The following is a 20,996-nucleotide window of genomic DNA, read 5'->3' on the forward strand; positions in this document are numbered from 1 at the left end:
CCATCGACGGATCCTTCTGCGTTGACTCAAGACCAACAGTCCGCCCAGCGCGTCGTGTCACTGACGCTCGAACCCAACGATCCCATGCGCCTCGCCAGTCTGTGCGGGCAGCGCGACGAACATCTGAAGCTGATCGAAACGCGCCTCGGGGTGACGCTGCGCAATCGCGGCAACACCTTCCAGCTCGCCGGCCCCGACGCCAGCGTCAAGGCCGCCGCCAACGTGCTCGAACACCTCTACCGCGAGACCGAGGCCGAAGAGCTGCTCCCCGACACCGTCCACCTCTATCTGCAGGAGTCAGGGGTCGAGGCGCTCGAGGAGGAGAGCGGCGATCTCGAGGAAGGCGGCATTCTGATCCGCACGCCGCGGGCGCTGATCAAGCCCCGCGGCTTCAACCAGCAGGGCTATGTCGCCAGCATTCGCCGCCACGACATCAACTTCGGCATCGGCCCGGCGGGCACCGGCAAGACCTATCTGGCGGTGGCCGCGGCGGTCGAGGCGCTCAATCGCCAGGAAGTCCGGCGCATCCTGCTGGTGCGTCCGGCGGTCGAGGCGGGTGAGAAGCTCGGTTTCCTGCCCGGTGATCTGGCGCAGAAGATCGATCCCTATCTGCGCCCGCTCTACGATGCGCTCTATGAGATGCTCGGCTTCGAACAGGTCAACAAACTGATCGAGCGCCAGATCATCGAGATCGCCCCGCTCGCCTACATGCGCGGGCGCACGCTCAACAACGCCTTCATCATCCTCGACGAGAGCCAGAACACCACGCGCGAGCAGATGAAGATGTTCCTGACGCGTATCGGCTTCGGCTCCACCGCAGTGATCACCGGCGACGCCAGCCAGGTCGACCTGCCGCGGGGGTCGAGCTCCGGCCTGATCCATGTGCTGGAGGTACTGCGCGACACCGCCGGTATCGGCATTACCCAGTTCGCCCCCAAGGACGTGGTACGCCACCCGCTGGTGCAGCGCATCATCGAGGCCTACGACCTCCACGAAGCCAGCGAGGAGGCCGCCGATCGCAAGCGTCGCGAAGAGCGGCGTCAGGCGCGCCTGGAGGCCAGCGCCGCGCGTGACGGTGGCGCCTCGTGAGCCTCGAGATCGACCGTCAGGTCGCGGTGGCCGACGCGGCCACCGCCGAGCTGCCCAGCGCCGCCGATCTCGAGACCTGGATCGGGCGGGTGCTCGACCACGCCGAGGAGTCGCGCCGCGAGCTCACCGTGCGCTTCGTCGAACGCGACGAAAGCCGCCAGCTCAACCGCGACTATCGCGGCAAGGACAAGCCCACCAACGTGCTCTCGTTCCCCTTCGAGGGGCCGCCGGGCATCGAGGTGGGGCTGCTCGGCGACCTGGTGATCTGCCATGCCGTGGTGGTCGCCGAAGCCGCCGAACAGGGCAAGTCCTGCCACGATCACTACGCCCATCTGGTAATACACGGTTGCTTGCATTTGCTCGGCTATGACCATATAGATGACGCAGAGGCCGAGCAGATGGAGGCGTTGGAGCGCACGCTGCTGGCCGGGTTCGGCATTGCCGACCCCTATTTAGAAGACAGATAGTCAGACGATTCGCAGGCGCGCGCCAAGACCGGAGCGACAGCGGCCAGGCGGCGTCTACCGAGGCGCCGGCCATACCGTCGTCACGTGATCGCTGACCGAATCGACCGTCCAGGCAACCACATCGAGCCCATGCCGACATCGACGTACGCCGCTCCCTGCTGGGAGCGTATCGACGCAAGCCCGTCCCAACCGGCCGATCCCACCGACGAGCCTCCGCCACGCTGCGCCCGGATGCAGGGACGCGGCCCAGGTTCCGCTACCGCCCCAGTGGCGGCAAGACAACATCACCGACACGCGCTCACGGGCCGACTTGGGTCCGCGAGCGCTTTTCGTTTTCGTACCCAGCCCCAACGGCATCCGAGGACAAGAGACTCCCACTCATGAGCGAAGACCGATCGAGTAGCCAGAGCAGTCGATCCTGGCTGGAAAAACTGATCAGTACCTTCTCGAGCGATTTCGACGAGCCCAGCTCCCGCGAGGAGCTGCTCACCTTCCTGCGTGAAGCGGGCCCCAAGCTCAACCTCGACCAGGACGCCCTGACCATCATCGAGGGCGCCTTCCAGATCAGCGACCAGCAGGTGCGTGAGGTGATGATCCCGCGCTCCCAGGTCACCGCGGTGTGCGTCGACCAGCGCCCGGAGGATTGCCTGCCGATCATTCTGGAAACCGCCCACTCGCGCTATCCGGTGATCGACGACAATCTGGATGACGTCCTCGGCATCCTGCTGGTCAAGGATCTGCTGCCGCTGCTCAAGCGCAACAGCCAGGAGCGCGAGACCTTCTCGCTGCGCGACGTGCTGCGTCCGGCGATGTTCGTGCCCGAGTCCAAGCGTCTCAACAGCCTGCTCAAGGAGTTCCGCGATACCCATAACCATATGGCGATCGTGGTCGACGAGTATGGCGGTACCGCCGGCATCGTCACCATCGAGGATATCCTCGAGCAGATCGTCGGCGATATCGAGGACGAACACGACACCGACGAGGAGGAGGACATCCGCGATCTCGGCGACGGCACCTTCGCAGTGCGTGCGCTCACCCCGATCGAGGATTTCAACGAACAGTTCGGTACCGAGTTCTCCGACGAGGAGTTCGACACCGTCGGCGGGCTGATCATGCAGCGCTTCGGCCACCTGCCGCGACGCAACGAGCATACCGATCTCGGCGAGTGGCGCTTCACCGTGCTCAATGCCGACAACCGGCGCATCCGGCTGCTGCAGGCGCGCCCGGTGCCGGCAACGCTGGAGCAGGAGCGCGCGCGCCACCTCGAGGACTGACGCGCACGGCAACCGCCGCGACGCCGTCGAGCGACTCTGATATAAGGGGCACTTTGCGCAAGGAGTGCCCCCAATGCCCGCCGCTCTGCCCCTCATTTCCGCCCGCCGCCCGTGGCCGGCCTATCTCGCCGCGCTGGTCGCCGGGGTGCTGGCCACGCTGAGTTTCGCCCCCTTTCATCTATGGTGGCTGGGGCCTATCGCCGTCGCCCTGGTGGCCCTCGATCAGCACCGCCTCACTCTGGGTCAGGCCACCCTGCGCGGCTGGCTGTTCGGGGTCGGGCTGTTCGGTAGCGGGGCCTCCTGGGTCTACGTCTCGATCCACGACTACGGTTACACCGGCATGCCGCTGGCGCTGTTTTTGACCGTACTCTTCGTCGCTACCCTGGCGCTGTTCCACGCCTTGATCTTCGGCCTCTACCGCCGCTTCACCACGCCGCGCTGGGCCGTGTTGAGCTTCGCCGGTGCCTGGGTGCTGGGCGAGGCCTTTCGCAGCTGGGCCTTCACCGGCTTCCCCTGGCTGCTGCTGGGCAGCGCCCAGGTCGATTCGCCGCTGGCCCCCTGGGCGCCGATCGGTGGGGTCTATCTGCTGTCGCTGATCGTGGCGCTATCCGGCACCCTGCTGGTGGCCTTCTGCCGCCGCCGCTGGTGGGCCGCGGCGCCCCTCGCCGTGCTCTGGCTGCTGCCGCTGGCGCTGCCGACCCACTGGACCCAGCAGGCCGCCGACCCGCTGCGCTTCGCGCTGCTCCAGGGCGACCTGCCCCAGCTCAGCAAGTGGAGTGCCGAGGGCCAGCGTCAGGCGGTCAACACCTATACCCGCATGACCCGCGAGCTGCCCGACGACGTCGATGTCATCGTGTGGCCGGAGACCGCGCTGCCGATGCTGGCGCAGCAGGCGCTGCCCTATCTGGAGCGGCTACAGGCGACGCTGCCGGCGCAGAGCGCACTGCTCACCGGCATCGTCCAGCGCGATGCCGACGATCACTACTACAACGCCATCATCGGCGTCGGCGCCACCCGCGGCGAGTACCGCAAGGTGCACCTGGTGCCGTTCGGCGAGTACCTGCCACTCGACTCCCTGCTGCGCGGAGTGATCGACTTCTTCGACCTGCCGATGTCGAGCTTCAGCGCCGGCGCCGACTCGCAGCCACCGATCCTGACCCACCGCATCGCCATCGGCAGCGCCATCTGCTACGAGATCGTCTACCCGGACCTGGTCGCCGAGCGCGCCCGTGACAGCAATGTGCTGCTCACGGTCTCCAACGACACCTGGTTCGGACACTCGATCGGCCCGCTGCAACATCTGCAGATGGCCCGCCTGCGGGCGCTGGAGAACGGCCGCTACGTGGTCCGCGCGACCAGCAACGGTGTCACCGCGATCATCGACGACCAGGGCCGGCTGCGCGAGCGCGCGCCTCAGTTCACCCCCGCCAGCGTGGTCGGCGAGGTGGTCCCGATGACCGGGCTGACCCCGTTCACCCGCACCGGCAGCTGGCCGGCCTGGGGGCTTGCGCTGCTGCTGCTGCTGCCGGGTCTGACCCGCCGCTTCCAGCGCGCCTGATACCTTGGAGGTGTTTCCAAACTTTCTGACGATGGGCGCCGGAGGGCAGGGCAAAGCGAGGGTCCTTTGCCAGGGATGGCAAAGGTAGCGCCCAGGGAGGGATTCACAGCGCCCTCGCGACGCCCTGCCCCGGATAAGCCCACGTCGTCTAGCGATTGTGGAAGGCGCTCTAAGCCGGGTCGAGAGAGGCGGCGGCGTCAACGCCGTCATTTCCGCAAATGCGACCCGGCTTTATCGATTGGGCCCGACGCGCCCACACGCCCTTGTCAGCCCGCCCACGATGGCGAAGGATGGGAACCTGAACTCATCCTTCGCGTATCGAGCCATCCCATCATGACGCTTTCCCTGGTATCCCCCGACGAGGTTCGCACCGCCTTTTCGCAGGCGATGTCCGACATGTACCGCCACGAGGTGCCGCAGTACGGCACCCTGCTCGAGCTGGTCGCCGACATCAACGCCAAGACCTTGGCGGCGGACCCCGAACTGGCGCAGACGCTGGCTGCAGGCGGCGAGCTCGAACGCCTCGACGTCGAGCGCCACGGCGCCATCCGGGTCGGCACCGCCGAGGAGCTGTCGCTGCTGCGCCGGGTCTTCGCCCTGATGGGGATGGAGCCGGTCGGCTACTACGACCTCTCCCAGGCCGGCGTCCCGGTGCACTCCACCGCCTTCCGCCCGGTCGACGAAGCGGCGCTCAAACGCAATCCGTTCCGCGTCTTCACCTCGCTGCTGCGCCTCGAGCTGATCAGCGACGACGACCTGCGGCGCCAGGCCACCGCCATCCTCGCCGGGCGCGATATCTTCACCCAGGAGGCGCGCGAGCTGCTCGAACTCGGCGAACGCCAGGGAGGCTTCGATGCCCACCAGGCCGAACGCTTCGTCGGCGCCATCCTGGAGACCTTCCGCTGGCACCAGGACGCCACCGTGGATCACGCCACCTATCAGGCACTGCACGACGCCCACCGCCTGGTGGCCGACGTGGTCTGCTTCCGTGGCCCGCACATCAACCATCTGACGCCGCGCACCCTGGATATCGATGCCGCCCAGGCGGCGATGCCCGCCTACGGCATCGACCCCAAGGCGGTGATCGAGGGTCCGCCGCCGCGGCGCTGCCCGATCCTGCTGCGCCAGACCAGCTTCAAGGCGCTCGAGGAGTCGATCCGCTTTGCCGGCCGCGACGACGGGACCCATACCGCGCGCTTCGGCGAGATCGAGCAGCGCGGCATCGCCCTGACCCGAGCCGGTCGCGAGCGCTACGACGCTCTGCTGGCGCGCTCGCGCGAGTTGCCGCCAGCCGCCGACAACGCGGCCCACCAGCGTCAGCTGGGCGAGGTCTTCGCCGATCTCCCCGATGATCTCGACAGCCTGCGCCAGCAGGGCCTGGCCTACTTCCGCTATCGACTGAGCGATACCGGCCACGCCGCCCTGGCCGCAGGCGAGACACCGCCGGCGGACCTGGACGCCCTGATCGCCCGACACTGGGTCGAGGCACTGCCGATCACCTACGAGGACTTCCTGCCGGTCAGTGCCGCCGGGATCTTCCAGTCCAACCTGGGCGACACCCGCCACGCCGCCTATGCCAGCGAGTCGAACCAGGCCGCCTTCGAGCTGGCACTGGGGCGTCCGGTGCTCGACGAGTTCGACCTCTATTCGCGGTTGGAGGAGGACTCCCGCGAGCGTCTGCGCCAGCAGCTGGGGCAGTGAGCCTGACCGGCGCCAAGGGTGCCAGCCGCCCCTTCCCGAGGTCGCAGCGGGAACACTCTTCGTCGCTGGCGCAGCGCGCAGCCAAGGCGTTCGGCTCTAGGCTTGAGGGCTAACCCTCTGCTTGCGAGTGACCGGACGTGCCCAACAACAACAATCACCCCGACGCCGAGGTCGACATCTCGACGCTGCGCAAGGTGATCGCCGCCTCGGCGATCGGCAATTTCGTCGAGTGGTTCGACTTCGCCGTCTACGGCTTCCTCGCCGTGGTGATCGCCAATCACTTCTTCCCGCCCGGCGACCCGTCGCTGGCGCTGCTGCAGACCTTCGCCGTGTTTGCGGTCTCCTTTGCCCTGCGCCCCCTCGGCGGTATCTTCTTCGGCATGCTCGGCGATCGCATCGGCCGCAAGCGGGTGCTGGCGATGACCGTGATGCTGATGGCCGGCGCCACGACCCTGATCGGCCTGCTGCCGACCTACTCGAGCATCGGCCTGCTGGCGCCGCTGGCTCTGGCCCTGGCGCGCTGCATCCAGGGCTTCTCCGCCGGCGGCGAGTACGCCGGCGCCTGCGCCTTCGTGATGGAGCACGCACCGCGCAGGCGCAAGGCGCGCTACGGCAGCTTCGTGCCGGTCTCGACCTTCGCCGCCTTCGCCACCGCGGCGGCGCTCACCTACGCCATCAGTACGCTGCTCTCGGAGCAGGCCATGACCGACTGGGGCTGGCGCGTGCCCTTCCTGATCGCGGCGCCGCTGGGGCTGGTCGGCCTCTACATGCGCATGCGACTCGACGAGTCGCCGGCTTTCCAGGCGCTCAAGGCGCAGCACGCCGTGCCCCACTCGCCGCTGGGCGAGACCCTGCGCTCCCACGGTGCCACCATCGTCTGCCTCAGCGCCTTCATCTCGGCGACGGCGCTGTCGTTCTACATGTTCACCACCTACTTCACGACCTACATGCAGGTAGTGGGGGGAGCGACCCGCACCACGGCCCTGCTGGCGAGCCTGGGAGCGCTGCTGTTCGCCGCCGCGCTGTGCCCACTGGTCGGACGCTACGCCGACAGGGTCGGGCGCCGGCGCACCATTCTCTCCGCCGGCATCGCGCTGATCGCGGCGGTGTTCCCGGCCTACACCCTGGCCGCCAGCGGCGAGTGGCTCTCGTCGATGATCGGCGCCGCGCTGATGGCCGTCGGCGCGGTGATCTGCGGCGTGGTCACCGCGGTGCTGCTGTCGGAGCAGTTCCCCACCCGGGTGCGCTACACCGCCTCCGCGCTCTGCTACAACGTCTCCTACACCATCTTCGGCGGCACCGCGCCGCTGGTCGCGACCTGGCTGATCGACAGCACCGGCCACCCTCTGGCTCCGGCCTACTACCTGATCGCGATCACGCTGCTGGCACTGTGGGGCGGTATGCGCCTGCCGGAGACGGCGGATCGCGCACTGGATGCCGACGAGTCGACCTGGCGCGAGGTCGCGCCGGACACAGAGCAGCCGTTACCCCGCTGAGGTGGTCGTCGAAGCGAGATCATCGGGGCACCAGAGCGCCGAGAGATAGGCATGGCGGCCCGCCCCGCAGCGGTCCCCGAGTATCGGGAGCGCCGCGGAGACGGTTTCCGCGATAAAAGTGCCCGTCAGCGGGCGCGGCAGGCGCCGGGCCGTGGCCCGGCCCGGTCGGGATCAGTCGGTGGCGGGGCGCGGTGCGCCAGAGTCGCGCTGGAAGTAGCGGTGACCGCAGGCGTGGCACGCCTCCAATCGCTTGACCTGGGTGAAGGTGACGCTGGCACTGCAGTGGACGCAGCTCATGCGGCCGGGCAGCGCGATCTCGCCGGCGGTGTAATCGGCACGCGCCGCTTCGAGATCGTCCTCGAAGCGTTCGCGGTCGATGGTGGTACGATCGGCGATCGAGAACAGCGCTTCCGAGACCCGCCGCGACAGCACGTCGAGATCGATACCCAGCCAGCTCGCCACCCCTTCGCCGCCCTTGGCCAGGAACTGACGAAAGTCGCGCATGTCGCGCTCGACCCAGGCGCGCAGCAGGGCCATCTCATCCTTGGTGAACTCTTCGAACTCGGACTCGAAGGCCACCGCCTCGTCGAGTTCGCGCTGAAAACTCTCCCAGGAGAGCTCGCCACCGCCATCTTTCAGCCGCGTGAGGACACGTTCGTAAGCCTCGCTCAGGCGTGAACGCTCCTGCGGGTCCTGCGGCGCTGATTGATGTTCTGTCATGGCCATCTCCTTCTACATTGACCGCTACATGTCCGGCGCGTCGCCTTTTCGTACAAAGTGTCAGCGACGCCCGCTTTGTCGCCGCTCACGGCACGCTCTTCAGAGCCGCGGCGGTGTCTGCTGCTGCGCCGGCCGGCATCGCACGCCCCTACCTGCCGCAGCGGGTCTGGGGTATGCTTGTGGGCCTGAAAATCGACGCCGGCCCCGCACTTTCCGTCTCTTCAGAGTATAGCTTTTCGCGGGACGCCTGGCGCTCTCTCACGCCGAACGCAAGGTGCATGACCGAACCGATGGACGCCCACTACAACCCGCAAGCGATCGAACGCGCCGCACAGCAATTCTGGAACGAGCATCAGAGCTTCAAGGCGAGCGAGGATCTGACTCGCGAGAAATTCTACTGCCTGTCGATGTTCCCCTACCCCAGCGGCAAGCTGCACATGGGTCACGTGCGCAACTACACCATCGGCGACGTGGTCAGCCGCTTCCAGCGCATGCGCGGCAAGAACGTGCTGCAGCCGATGGGCTGGGACGCTTTCGGCATGCCGGCGGAGAACGCCGCGATCAACAACGGCGTAGCCCCGGGCAAGTGGACCTACGCCAACATCGACTACATGCGCAGCCAGCTCCAGGCGCTGGGCTTCGCCTATGACTGGGACCGTGAATTCGCCACCTGCGACGTCGACTACTACCGCTGGGAGCAGTGGTTCTTCGCCAAGCTGGTGGAGAAAGGCGTGGTCTACAAGAAGATGTCCACGGTCAACTGGGACCCGGTCGACCAGACCGTGCTCGCCAACGAGCAGGTGATCGACGGCCGCGGCTGGCGCTCCGGCGCGCGGGTCGAGCGCAAGGAGATCCCGCTGTGGTTTTTGAAGATCACCGACTATGCCGATGAGCTGCTGGCCGATCTCGACAAGGTCGAGTGGCCCGAGCAGGTCAAGACCATGCAGCGCAACTGGATCGGCAAGTCGCGCGGCATCGAGCTCACCTTCGATGTGGCCGGCGCGGACCTCGCCGCCGAGCTGCGCGATCTCGATGTTTACACCACCCGCCCCGACACCCTGTTCGGCGTCACCTATGTGGCGGTCGCCGCCGGCCACCCGCTGGCCAAGCACGCGGCCACGAGCGATCCCGCCCTGGCCGAGTTCCTGATCGAGTGCCAGCAGGGGGGGAACTCCGAGGCCGAACTGGCGACCATGGAGAAGCGCGGCCGCGATACCGGGCTGCGTGCGATCCATCCGCTCACCGGCCAGGAAGTGCCGATCTTCGTCGCCAACTTCGTGCTGATGGAGTACGGCACCGGCGCGGTGATGGCGGTGCCGGCCCACGACCAGCGTGACTGGGAGTTCGCCACCAAGTACGACCTGGCGCTGGCACCGGTAATCGCCGACGCCGACGGTCAGGCCCCCGACCTGAGCCAGGGCGCCTATGTCGAGCATGGGCGTCTGATCAACTCCGGCGAGTTCGACGGGCTCGAGTTCGAAGCGGCGTTCGATGCCATCGCCGCCAGGCTGGAAGCCCAGGGCCGCGGCAAGGTCAAGATCAACTACCGCCTGCGCGACTGGGGCGTGGCGCGTCAGCGCTACTGGGGCGCACCGATCCCGGTCAAGTACGGCCCCGAGGGCCAGACCGTACCGCTCACCGACGCCGAGCTGCCGGTGGCGTTGCCGCTGGAAGTGGAAGTCGACGCCTCGGGCTCGCCGCTCAAGAAGATGCCGGCGTTCTACGACCTGGGCGATGGCTGGACCCGCGAGACCGATACCTTCGACACCTTCATGGAGTCCTCCTGGTACTACGCGCGCTTCTGCTGCGCCGACAATCCGGAGGCAATGCTCGACGAGCGTGCCGACTACTGGCTGCCGGTGGATCTCTACATCGGCGGTATCGAGCACGCCATCCTGCACCTGCTCTACGCCCGCTTCTTCCACAAGCTGATGCGCGACGAGGGCCTGGTCGGCAGCGACGAGCCGTTCCAGCGCCTGCTCACCCAGGGCATGGTGATCGCCGAGACCTTCTACCGCGAGTCCGCCAACGGCGCCAAGCAGTGGTTCAATCCGGCCGACGTGGAGGTCGACCGCGACGACAAGGGCCGCCCGCTGCGCGCCCGCCTCGGCAGTGACGGCGAGCCGGTGGAGATGGGCGGCATCGAGAAGATGTCGAAGTCGAAGAACAACGGGGTCGACCCGCAGGCGATGATCGATCGCTTCGGCGCCGATACCGTGCGCCTGTTCATGATGTTCGCGGCCCCGCCGGAGCAGTCGCTGGAGTGGTCCGACTCCGGTGTCGAGGGCGCCCACCGCTTTCTCAAGCGGCTGTGGAAGCTCACCGCCGACCACCTGGCCGCCGGCACTCCGGCCGCTCTCGACGTGACCGCCCTCGACGACGCGGCGATCGATCTGCGCCGCAAGACCCACGAGACGATCGCCAAGGCGGGAGACGACATCGGCCGCCGCACCACCTTCAATACCGCGATCGCCGCGGTGATGGAGCTGACCAACGCCCTCGGCCGCTACGCTGATACCTCGCCCCAGGGGCTGGCCGTGGCCCGCGAAGCGCTCGAGGCGTGCGTGCTGCTGCTGGCACCGATCACTCCCCACGCCTGCCATGCGCTGTGGCAGTCCCTCGGCCACTCGGATCCGGTGATCGACGCCGCCTGGCCGGAGGTCGACGAAAAGGCGCTGGTCAAGGCCAGCATCGAACTCGCGGTGCAGGTCAACGGCAAGCTGCGGGCGCGCCTCGACGTGCCCGCCGATGCCGACAAGGCAGCGGTCGAAGCCCTGGCCATGGCGGCGGAGAACGTCCAGCGCCATCTCGAGGGCAAGAGCGTACGCAAGGTGATCGTGGTGCCGGGCAAGCTGGTCAATATCGTCGCCAACTGACCCCCGCACCCGCGCAACCCGAACCATTGGGCGGATGGGATCATCCGCCCCCGGCACCGCCCTGGCGGTGCCGCTCTCGACAAGGAGTTATCTGATGATGCGTCGCCCCGTAGTGATCGGTCTGCTGGCGTTGGCTGTGACCACGCTGGCGGGCTGCGGGTTTCAGCTCCGCGGTCTCGGACAGGCCGAACTGCCCTTCTCCAAGATCGCGCTGAGCGCCAATGTCTCGCCGTTCAGTGAGATCGTACGCCAACGGCTCAAGAGCGCCGGCGCCGCGATCGACGACAGCGCCGATCTGCGTCTCAATCTGGGCGACGAGCAGGTCAGAGATCGCCGCCTGACCCGCGCCGACTCCGGCAGCCGCGAGACCGAGATCACGCTCACCGCGCCCTTCTCCGTACAGCGCGTGGGCGACGGCGCCTACCTGCTGAATCAGCAGCAGCTGCAGACCTCGACCACGGTGCTGCTGTCGGACAACAACCTCTACGCCAGTGACGAGATGCGCAAGCAGACGGTCGAGCGCCTGCGCCGCGAGGCCGCCGACCAGTTGATCGACCGTCTGGCCGCCCTCGATACGCCATGACAGTCTTGACGCCATGAAAGTCTTTCCCGACAAGCTGGAAGCGGCGCTGGCCAAGCGCCTGCCGCCGGTGATCGTGGTCTCCGGCGACGAACCGCTGATCCATATGGAGGCGTGCGATGCGGTGCGCCGGGTCGCCCGGGAGCGCGGCATCGAGGAGCGCGAGGTGCTCCACGTCGAGTCGGGCTTTCAGTGGACCCAGCTGCTGGAGTCGGCGGCGAGCCTGTCACTGTTCGCCTCGAGCAAGCTGATCGAGGTGCGGCTCGGCGGCCAGTCCCCAGGCCAGGAGGGGGGCAAGGCGCTGGAAGCCTACGCCGACAAGGCCGGCGACAGCGACAACGTGCTGCTGCTGAGCGCCCAGCGACTGGACCGCAAGGCGCAGTCGAGCAAGTGGTTCAAGGCGCTCGACAAGATCGGGCTGTTCGTGCCGGTGTGGCCGGTGGATCATCAGCGGCTGGGCTTCTGGATGCGCGACCGCGCCACGCGCCACGGGCTCAATCTGGACATGGACGCGGCGCGCCTGCTCGGTGAGCGCACCGAGGGCAACCTGCTCGCCGCTGACCAGGAGCTGCAGAAGCTGGCGCTGCTGATGCCGCCCAATGCACGGCTGACACTCGAGTCGATTGCCAGCGGTGTCGAGAGCAGCGCGCGCTACGATGTCTTCACCCTCACCGATGCCTGCCTGCGCGGCGAGCGCGAGCGGGTCGCACGCATCGTCGGTGGCCTGCGCGAAGAGGGCATCGAGGCTCCGGTGGTGCTGTGGTCGCTGACCCGTGAACTGCGCACCCTGCTGTCGATCTTCCAGCATCTCGATCAGGGCCAGAGCCTCGACCACGCCTGCAAGGCGCAGCGCCCGATGATTCCCGAGAAACGCCGTCCCGGCTATCAGCAGGCGCTCAACCGCCTGCCGCTGCGGCGGCTGCACAAGCTGTTGCTGTTCTCCCAGCGCATCGATCTGGCGATCAAGGGCGCCGTGCCGCTGCCGGTGTGGGACTGCCTGCAGGATCTGGCGCTGACGCTGGCCGGCGGGCGTGGCCTGCTGGCGGAGATGCCCCACGCCTACCGCGTCGGCTGAGCACCGGCGCCGACGACCCAGGGCCGACGCTCGACGCTCGACGGCCGACAGCCGCCGCATGCCCCGCGGCCCGGCGTGGACACACGCCGGGCCGCGTCGTCTCAGACGATCTCGACGTGCGGGGGCGTGTCGACCCCACTGATCGCGACGTCGTCGCTCATCGCCACTTCATTGTCGAGACTGCTGCTGTCGCTGGTGGCGGACGTTGTATCGCTGGCACTCGGCGTGCCGCTGCCACTCGCGGTCGAGGTACCGGTGGCGGTCAGCGTGAAGTCGGCCAGGTTCATGGCGCCGCCGTTGAAGGTCAGCCGCAGCACCTGCTCCCCCGCCGCCAGATCGAGCGTAACGCCATCATTGCTCTGGTAGTTGTTCCAGCCGCCGGTGTTGATCACGCTGGCCGAGGTCGCGCTATCGTAGACTTGGCCCTCCTGCGCCACGCTGGCGGTGACGCTGCGCCCACCGGAGGTGGTGGCAGCGGCGAACGACAGCTGGTAGGTGCCGGCCTCGGCGACATCGAGGGTGTACTCCACCCACTCGCCGTTGTCGATCCAGCCGATCGCCTCCCCATCGCCGCGAATGTCGACGCCTTCACCGCGGAAGTCCGTGCCCAACTGCGCGTCGCTGCTGTCGTGGTAAGCCACCCCTTCGCCACCCTGATCGTAGAGTGCAGCCTGCAGGGTGAACTCGCTATCCACCGTCCAGGGCGTACCGTCGGCATTGAAGGCGCTCTGGCTGGCCGGTGTCAGGGTGAACGACGCCAGGTTCATGGCGCCGCCGTGGAAGGTCAGGCGCAGCGTCTGCTCCCCCGCCTCGAGCATCACCTGATGGCTCTGGGTGGGCAGGAAGGTGTTCCAGCCTCCGGAGTAGCCGACACCGACATCGGCCACGGCGTAGACCCCGCTACCGTGGTCGAAGGTGGCGCTGATCGAGCGCGTGCTGTCGCCCTCGGCCCCCAGGGCAGAGAGGAAGGAGAGATCGTAGACGCCGGCGCTGTCGACCTCCAGGGTGTACTCCACCCACTCACCCTCCTCGATCCAGCCGATGGCGTCGCCATCGCCCTGGATATCGACCCCGATATCGCGAAAGTCGGAATTGCCCAGCTGGGCCTCGCTCGAATCCTTGTAGGCCAGGTGCGCCGGCCCTTCGTCGAACAGCGCGGCGTCCAGGGTGAGGCCGTCGGCATCCACCGCCCAGGGTGTATGGGTGTCGTTGAACGGTGAGCGCACCGCCGGCTGGATACCCTGGACCAGATAGACGTTGTCGTTGTAGTCGTAGTTGATCCCGGTGTAGTCCATCACCACGAAGTAGGTGTCGGGAATCGCGTTGTGCTCGCTGTCGTAGGCCTGGAACACGCGCACGGTATAGCCGCGCTCGATACCGGTGTCCGCCGGCGGCGGCGTACTGCCCCCGTGCGGGTTGAGCGAGGGGTCGGTGGAGAGGTTGGCGACCGAGATGCCGAAGACATCGTCGCCGGCCCAACTGTCGGGGATGCGGCCACGGTCGAAGGTGGCAGTGGCGTAGTTGCCGTTGGCGACATGGGGCAGGAACGACTGGCTGTAGAGCGAATCGTGGTTCATCAGCGAGGTGCGCTCACTCTTGTCGCCCGGCGCATGCAGCGCCAGCAGCGCACCGCTGTATCCGTGCAGCGCCGCCAGCTGGGTCACCTTGGCGCTCTGTGCACCATCGGCCAGCTGCCAGTAGCGCGACAGTACCTCTTCGTCATTGACCGCCCGGTAGAGATCGAAATCCTCCAGCACCGACCCGCCGCCGCCGTCGAGGGTGGAGAGGCCGTCGATGTGGTTGCCGAAGCCGAAGACCCGCCAGATCTCGTTGAGGTTGGGCTCCCAGCCGCCCTCGTCGCGGGCCTGCCAGAAGCCGGCCAGCTGAATCTGGGTGATCGGCGTGTCGGCGTCGTTGGAGTGGAGGGTCAGCGTGCCCTGGAACACCCCATCGTCGGCATTGTTGGCCGGCGGCGTATAGGCGGCGCGGTCGAACAACACGTCTACCGACAGCGCGGCGCCCGGCGCCAGCACGTGCCCTTCGAGGGCATCGGGATCGCTCAGGCGGAAGGGGCCTTCCAGCGTGGCGCCCGTCAACGTCAGGTCACCGCTGCCCTGGTTGGTGACGATGACCGTACCGCTGTCCTTGTACTCCCGCGCCTCCGGTGCCGACCCGCTGGCGTGGTTATTCTCGAGATAGTTGAAGGCGAGCCGATCGCTGAAGAAGGCGGGATCGGCGCTGACCGCACTGATCTTGCCGTCGGCGACCACGCTGAGCGGCTCGTCGGGCACCCGCAGCAGGTCGATGTCGGGACCATTGGCGTTGGGGGCGGTCACCGCAATGGTATTGCTGCCGGCGGTCAGGGTCACCTGCACGGTCTGATAGACCCAGTCGCTCACCGTGGCGCTCTTGGCCGGGAAGTCGACCGCCGGGTAGTCGCTGCCGTTGACCTCCAGTGCCAGGGGGCGATCGGCCTTGCCGGTGGTCAGCGAGTAGCGGAAACCGATCTCGTAGACGCCGCTGCTGGCGACCTCCACCTGCCAGCTCAGGGTCTGGTCGCCGCTGCCGACGAAGTCGACATAGCCGTCACCGGAGGCGTCGCGGTCGCTGACCGTCGACGGTACCACCACGGCGCCGCCCTCGAGGGTGGCGCTCTCCGCTTCGTAGACGGTATAGCCCGGGGAGCTGTCGTGGACCAGCACCTCGAGCTGGTCGATGTTGGGGCCGGTATTGTTGACCGAGCGCAGCGTGATGCTGTTGGCGCCGGCCAGCAGCGTCGCCGGTACGTCCAGCGTCTGCCAGGTGTTCCAGGCCGTATTGCCGCTGCTGACGCCGGCCGGCGGTGCGAAGCCGTAGGTACCCACGCTCTCGCCATTGACGAACACCTCCAGCGGGCGCTCGCCGGTGCCGCCGTTGGCGTAGCGCACCCGCAGTACCGCATCGCCGGCGTCGCCCGTCGCGACATCGACATTGACATTGAAGGTGATGAAGTCGTTGTTGGTGCTGCCGAAATCGGCGTAGCCGCCGACCACGCCGTCGCTGTCGTCGGTGTTGCCATCCACGCCATAGGCGCCGGGGCGCACGCCGGAGGCGGTGCCGACATTGGCCGACGCCGGCTCGGGGGTGTCGCCGTCGCGGATCACGATCTGGGCGCCGGCGCCGCTGGCGATCGTCGCCAGGGTGTCGTCCTCGGCCTGGATCGTGGCCACGCTCTTGAGATCGTCGCCCGGCACCACGACGTCACCGGGGACCGGATCGAGACGAATGATCTGGCTCTGGCCATTGGTACGATTGAGCGTCATGAGATAGAGCTGTCCTGTCAGCGGGTTCTGGATGATGTCCAGCGGGTCGACGAAGCTGATCACCTTGCCATCGGGGTCGCGTAGCACGCTGTCGCCGCTGACCTTGCCGTCGGCATCCAGCGTGATCCAGCGGACGTCGTCGCCGCCGGAGTACTCGACGAACAGCAGACTCCCCTTGAGCGTGGCGCCGAACACGCCGCTGGTGTATTCGATCGCGCCGTTGGGCGAGCGGTTGGTCCCCAGCGAGTAGATATCCTCACCGCGGTAGTTGGGGTCGGGCTGGGTGCCCACCGGATACTCGTCGGTCTCGTTGAGATCCTTGCCGCTGGTCGGATTGCCGCCGTTGAGTACGTACTCGTCATGCAGCGGATTGGGATGGCCGTAGTAGCCGCCCTTCTCGATCTGGAACAGGAAGTCGTCTTCGATGCCGACATTGATCAGCCCCTCGTCCACCGCCGTTGCCGGGTCGTCCGGCGTGCTGCCACCCGCCGCAGAGCCGTTGGTGGGCAGGTAGAGCGAGCCGTTGGAGTGCCACACCAGGTCGTAGGCGTTGCGAATGCCGGTGGCATAGATCTTGAGCACCGCGTCGGCGGCATAGGGGTCGTAGTACTGGATCAGCAGATTGCCGTCGGCATCCTGCATGCTGGCGGTGCCGTCGGCGGCGAACACCAGATACTGCCCCCCACCCATATCGATCGGGCCATTCTTGAGGTCGCCGTCGCTATCCGGATAGCGGGTGTTGGAGCCGTCGATGGGCAGCGGCTCGGTGGAGACGTCGAAACCGCCGGGGGGCGCCTCACGGTAGGGGTCGATCTCGAGCACACTGGCATTGAGCAGGCGCTCTGGCCGATTGCCCCAGGCGCTGTCGTCCTGGCCCATGGCGGTGTTGGCCCCCTGGGAGACATACATCAGATAGGGCGGCACATCGGGGTTGGTGAGCGCGTCGTAGGCCGGGTTGGCGTGGAACACCAGGCTGTTGGTGACGTGGTCGCCATTGGAGCGTGGCAGCCCGGCGATATAGGTCTGGGCGCTACCGCTGAACACGGTGTCGTCGGGATCCAGGGTGATCTTGCTCACCCGACCGCTGAAGTCGGGCACGCCGTTGTCACGCCCGGTGAGCGGGATCGGGTAGTTGTCGGTGACCCAGATCACATCGGGATCGGTCGGATCGAAGGTCAGGCCGATGATGCCGCGGGCGCCGGCGTCATCCTGGAAGTAGTCCAGCGCCAGGGTCTGCTCGTGGGACAAGGCGCCGGTGATCGGATCGATGTCGAAGCGTCTGATCTCGCCGTTCATGGTCGAGACGTAGAGCTTGCTGCTGTCCGGCGACAGCGTCATCGAGGTGAACTGATAGGCGTCGTCCTCGACGCCATTCAGCTCCACGGTCGAGTTGAAGGCCACTTCGCTGTCCGGTATCTCGGCCTCGGCGCCGGTGACGAAGGTGGTGGTGAACTTCTGGAAGTCCCGCGTCGGCGCCGAGGTGTCGGTGTTGCTGCCGCGATCCTGGAAGCCATCGATCACCAGGGTGTAGCTGGTGTAGGGGTCGAGCCCGTCCTTCGGCGAGATGGTCAGGGAGTCGAAGCCACCGGTGGTGTTGATGTTGAACGCCACCGCTTCCCCGGTGACGGTGTTGAATAGCCGCACCGAGCCGTCCTGCAGGCTCTCCAGCAGGGCACCGCCGCGCCCCTCCACCACCGAGATGCCGATGAAGATATCGGAGGTGGGATCGATCCCCACAGGCGGGCTGCCGTCGCTCGGCTGCAGGTCGACCTCGACCTGGTTCTGCCCCACCCCGGCCACCGCGCGCGGATCGGTGAAGTGGGCGTAATCCAGCGGTGCGGCGCGATCGTCGTCGGGGGTGAGATCGGGCAGCGGCTGGATCTCGAGGTACTGGATCTCGGTATTGGCGCTGTCGGCGCCGATCGAATCCAGCGTCAGACGGCCGTCGGTGACATGCACCACCTTGGTGATCAGCGTGGAGCGATAGCCCTGACTGTCGTCGGCGGGGTTGGCGTCGGCGGGGAAGTCGTCCGGGCGCATCGGCACCAGGCGCCCGAACGCCTCGCCCTCGGCGTTGATCACGTTGACACTATCGTACTGGCCACCGCTGTCGCCGAGCGAGACGGTCACTTCGTAATAGCCGTCGTCGAGGGCGATCTCCCAGCCGGCGTGCTGGGCATAGCCCGGCTTGGCGAAACCGGCATAGGTCGCCTGCAGGCCATCGACGCCGGCCAGCGCACCCGCGCGATTGCCCAGCGCATCGGGGTCCTGGCCGCTGATTCCCATCGGCGTGGTGCCATTGGCGGTGCCGTCGGCGATCGACGCCTCGGTGACCCAGCCATAGGCGTGCGTCTTGCCGTCGACCTGGAGCGACTGGGCCCCGAAGGCGAGGCCGGTATCGGCCACGTAGCCTTCGGGGGTGGCGGCATTCGCCGGCTGGAAGTTGATCTTGATCACCGGGCGCTCGCCCGGCTCGACCACCGGATCGACCACATGGTGCACCTCGAGCTTGTCGATATTGGGGCCACCGGCACTGATGTTCTCCAACCGAATGGCGTTGCTGCCCGCGGTCAGCGCCACTTCGTAGCGCACCTCGGTCCAGTTCTCCCAGCCGCTCGCCCCATCGCCGGTGGAGACAAAGGCGACCTTGCCCTGGGACTCGCCGGCGACGATCACTTTCATCTCCTGAGTGTCGCTGGCGCCGTTGGCGTAGCGCAGCACCAGCGCATAGGTGCCCGCCTGCACCACCGACACCTGGAAGCTGGCGGCATCGCCGACCTGTTCCCCCATGTCGAGATAGCCACTACCGCTGTAGTCGCCCCAGAGCCCATCGCTGCCGGCAGCGGGGTCGCTCTCCGGGTGGCTGGCATCGCGCACCACGGTGTCCGCCGGCGAGCTGCCGTCGTCACGCGCCATCGCTTCGCCCTCGATACTGGCGACCAGGGTCGGCGGCGCGCTCATCTCACCGGCATAGTCGAAGGCGATCTGATCGATGTTGGGGCCGTTGGCGACGCCGCCCTCGGCGGCGCTCGGCAGGCTCAGGGTCAGCGCATTGGTGCCCGCCGACAGTGGCAGCGTCACCTGTACCTCGCGCCAGCTGGACCAGCCGCCGGTGGGCGGAAACGACACCAGCATGGCGGCGCCATTGTCCAGATTGAGCAGCAACGGACGGTCCCCGCCACCGCCATTGGCGTAACGGATGGTGGCGGTATAGAGCCCCTCGACGCTGGGCTCGGCGTGGAAGATGACGCTGTCCCCGGCGTTGCTGCCCAGGTCGACATAGCTGTCGCCGATCGCCGCGGCACGATGGTTGCCACCGGCATCGGGATGCGCGGTGTCGACCCAGCGGGTCAGTGACGGGTCCGTGGTGGCGCCCAGGTCATGGATCTCGACCCGGCTGGTATCCTCCGCCTGCAGGGTGAAGCTCGGCGGCATACCCACCGCCGCCTTCACCAGCGACAGGGCCAGGCTGTCGACGTTGGGCCCCTCTGCCAGCAGATTCTCCATGCGGATACGATGACTCCCGGGCTCCAGCGCCAGGGTCAGCGTCGCATGGTCCCAGGTTTCCCAGCCGGCGCTGCCACTACCGGTGCCGGCGAAGCCGAGCACGCCCTGGGCCTCGCCATCCACCTTGACCGCCATCGGCCGCGAGGTGGTGGCACTGCCGCTGACCGCATAGCGGACATCGAGCTGGTAGGTGCCGGCGGTCTCCACTGTCACGTCGAAGTAGGCGGCATCCCCCACCTGGCTCCCCATGTCGAGATAGCCACTGCCGCTGTGGCCATCCCACAGCCCGTCGCTGCCCGCTGCCGGGCTGCTCTCGCGGTGGTCTGTGTCGCGCACCCCGGTGTCGGCCAGCGAGCTGCCGTCATCGGCGATCAGCGAGGTCCCCTGCAGCGTATAGACATCGCTGGACCAGCCCTCGTCGTTGACGATCTCCAGCGCCTGGGTCTGGGCGCTGCCCACGATCGTGGTACCGGCGCTATTGACCGCCTCGATCTTGAGCAACGCGCCTCCGCGCCCGGTGTCACCATCCAGCGCCACCCAGTAAGGGGTGATGAAGGTGCTGTGCTGCTGCTGGTTGCCGCCGGCATCATCGAGCGTGACCACGACCCCTCTGACCTGACTGGCGCTGAAATCGGCCCCGTCGAGCGGCGTCACCTGCAAGCGATAGCCGTCACCGATCAGATCGCGCGTCACCGCATCGCCAGGCGCTAACGTCCTGACGACGGTTCCGGATTGAGCATCGACAATGGCAAGCGAGAACATGGATAGCGCCCCTACGCAGGAGTGAATGGCCACGGTGCGGCGCTTGGGTCACGCGCGCACAGTTCCGGGAAACGATGGAGAAGGCCCGCCGATCCTGGCGGGCGGATATATCGAAGGCGACCCGATCGCGCGCCAGGCACTCGATGCCGCCACGGCGTGAGTGCGGGGCCGGGGAGTGTCTGAAAAGTCGAAGAGTGCGGCAGTTTTCAGACATCGCCTAAAGTCTGACTCGACGGAAACTAACCCGTCTCCGAAGCCTGCGAAAGTTGAAACTTCTCCCACTCTCGAGGTGAGTTTCAGGAAATGATTGAAGGCGATGGAATGATGACTCCCGGTGCCAAATCCGAGGCCATTGATTTATCGACACTCGAGGCCAAAAACCGCATTAACGTTTCGTTACCAATGCCGGAATAATGAGATCACTCGTGAACGCAGCATGAGAAACATCAGACTATGAAACAGCGCCAAATCCCCGACAATCGGCGCCTCAAGCGCGGTTATTCTCGGCAGACAGGTATCAGGCGGCCACACGAACCTTCTATCGCGCGATTCAAAAAGCATTGATTATCATGATAAAAAAACCGTTCAC

The 20,996-nt window shown here is 67.0% G+C and carries 11 protein-coding genes; 9 read left to right on the forward strand and 2 right to left on the reverse strand.

Annotated elements, in window-relative coordinates; translation table 11 throughout:
- Window positions 1-84: 84 nt before the first annotated feature.
- The 6 genes from DOM67_RS13780 to DOM67_RS13805 all read left to right on the forward strand — a co-directional run bounded on the left by DOM67_RS13780 (window position 85) and on the right by DOM67_RS13805 (window position 7,585).
- The gene (locus DOM67_RS13780; protein WP_110676961.1) at window positions 85-1,089 is read left to right on the forward strand and encodes a PhoH family protein; all 1,005 of its coding nucleotides are present in this window, start codon (window positions 85-87) and stop codon (window positions 1,087-1,089) included.
- Window positions 1,086-1,556 (forward strand): rRNA maturation RNase YbeY, encoded by a 471-nt coding sequence (gene ybeY / locus DOM67_RS13785; protein ID WP_110676864.1) that lies wholly within the window; start codon window positions 1,086-1,088, stop codon window positions 1,554-1,556. The genes DOM67_RS13780 and ybeY overlap by 4 nt, the downstream gene beginning before the upstream one ends.
- A 380-nt stretch (window positions 1,557-1,936) precedes the next feature.
- Window positions 1,937-2,830: a transporter associated domain-containing protein gene (locus DOM67_RS13790; RefSeq protein ID WP_110676866.1), complete on the forward strand. Its 894-nt coding sequence runs from the start codon at window positions 1,937-1,939 to the stop codon at window positions 2,828-2,830.
- A gap of 73 nt (window positions 2,831-2,903) precedes the next feature.
- A complete protein-coding gene (lnt, locus tag DOM67_RS13795; protein ID WP_110676868.1) occupies window positions 2,904-4,388 on the forward strand; it encodes an apolipoprotein N-acyltransferase in 1,485 nt (494 codons plus the stop codon).
- A 333-nt stretch (window positions 4,389-4,721) separates the two neighbouring features.
- Window positions 4,722-6,089 carry a VOC family protein gene (locus tag DOM67_RS13800; RefSeq protein ID WP_110676870.1) on the forward strand — a complete coding sequence of 456 codons (1,368 nt, stop codon included), beginning with the start codon at window positions 4,722-4,724 and terminating at the stop codon, window positions 6,087-6,089.
- Window positions 6,090-6,226: 137 nt separating this feature from the next.
- The gene (locus DOM67_RS13805; protein ID WP_198651814.1) at window positions 6,227-7,585 is read left to right on the forward strand and encodes an MFS transporter; all 1,359 of its coding nucleotides are present in this window, start codon (window positions 6,227-6,229) and stop codon (window positions 7,583-7,585) included.
- A 171-nt stretch (window positions 7,586-7,756) separates the two neighbouring features.
- Here the strand turns inward: DOM67_RS13805 and DOM67_RS13810 are convergent, their stop codons facing one another.
- Window positions 7,757-8,305, reverse strand: coding sequence for a zinc ribbon-containing protein (locus DOM67_RS13810; RefSeq protein ID WP_110676872.1), 549 nt, complete (start codon window positions 8,303-8,305; stop codon window positions 7,757-7,759).
- 290 nt (window positions 8,306-8,595) lie between these two features.
- Here DOM67_RS13810 and leuS point away from each other — a divergent pair, with 290 nt between their 5' ends.
- The 3 genes from leuS to holA all read left to right on the forward strand — a co-directional run bounded on the left by leuS (window position 8,596) and on the right by holA (window position 12,836).
- Window positions 8,596-11,181 (forward strand): leucine--tRNA ligase, encoded by a 2,586-nt coding sequence (gene leuS, locus DOM67_RS13815; protein ID WP_110676966.1) that lies wholly within the window; start codon window positions 8,596-8,598, stop codon window positions 11,179-11,181.
- A 94-nt stretch (window positions 11,182-11,275) separates the two neighbouring features.
- Window positions 11,276-11,764, forward strand: a complete 489-nt coding sequence (gene lptE, locus DOM67_RS13820; protein ID WP_157958865.1) for an LPS assembly lipoprotein LptE — start codon at window positions 11,276-11,278, stop codon at window positions 11,762-11,764.
- Between the two features lie 13 nt (window positions 11,765-11,777).
- Window positions 11,778-12,836, forward strand: coding sequence for a DNA polymerase III subunit delta (gene holA, locus DOM67_RS13825; RefSeq protein WP_110676876.1), 1,059 nt, complete (start codon window positions 11,778-11,780; stop codon window positions 12,834-12,836).
- Between the two features lie 101 nt (window positions 12,837-12,937).
- On the opposite strand, the gene DOM67_RS13830 is transcribed toward holA, so the two are convergent.
- The gene (locus DOM67_RS13830) at window positions 12,938-20,338 is read right to left on the reverse strand and encodes a carbohydrate-binding protein (RefSeq protein ID WP_232825261.1); all 7,401 of its coding nucleotides are present in this window, start codon (window positions 20,336-20,338) and stop codon (window positions 12,938-12,940) included.
- Window positions 20,339-20,996: the final 658 nt, after the last annotated feature.

Source organism: Salinicola sp. RZ23 (assembly GCF_003206675.1).
Taxonomy (GTDB): Bacteria; Pseudomonadota; Gammaproteobacteria; order Pseudomonadales; family Halomonadaceae; genus Salinicola; species Salinicola endophyticus.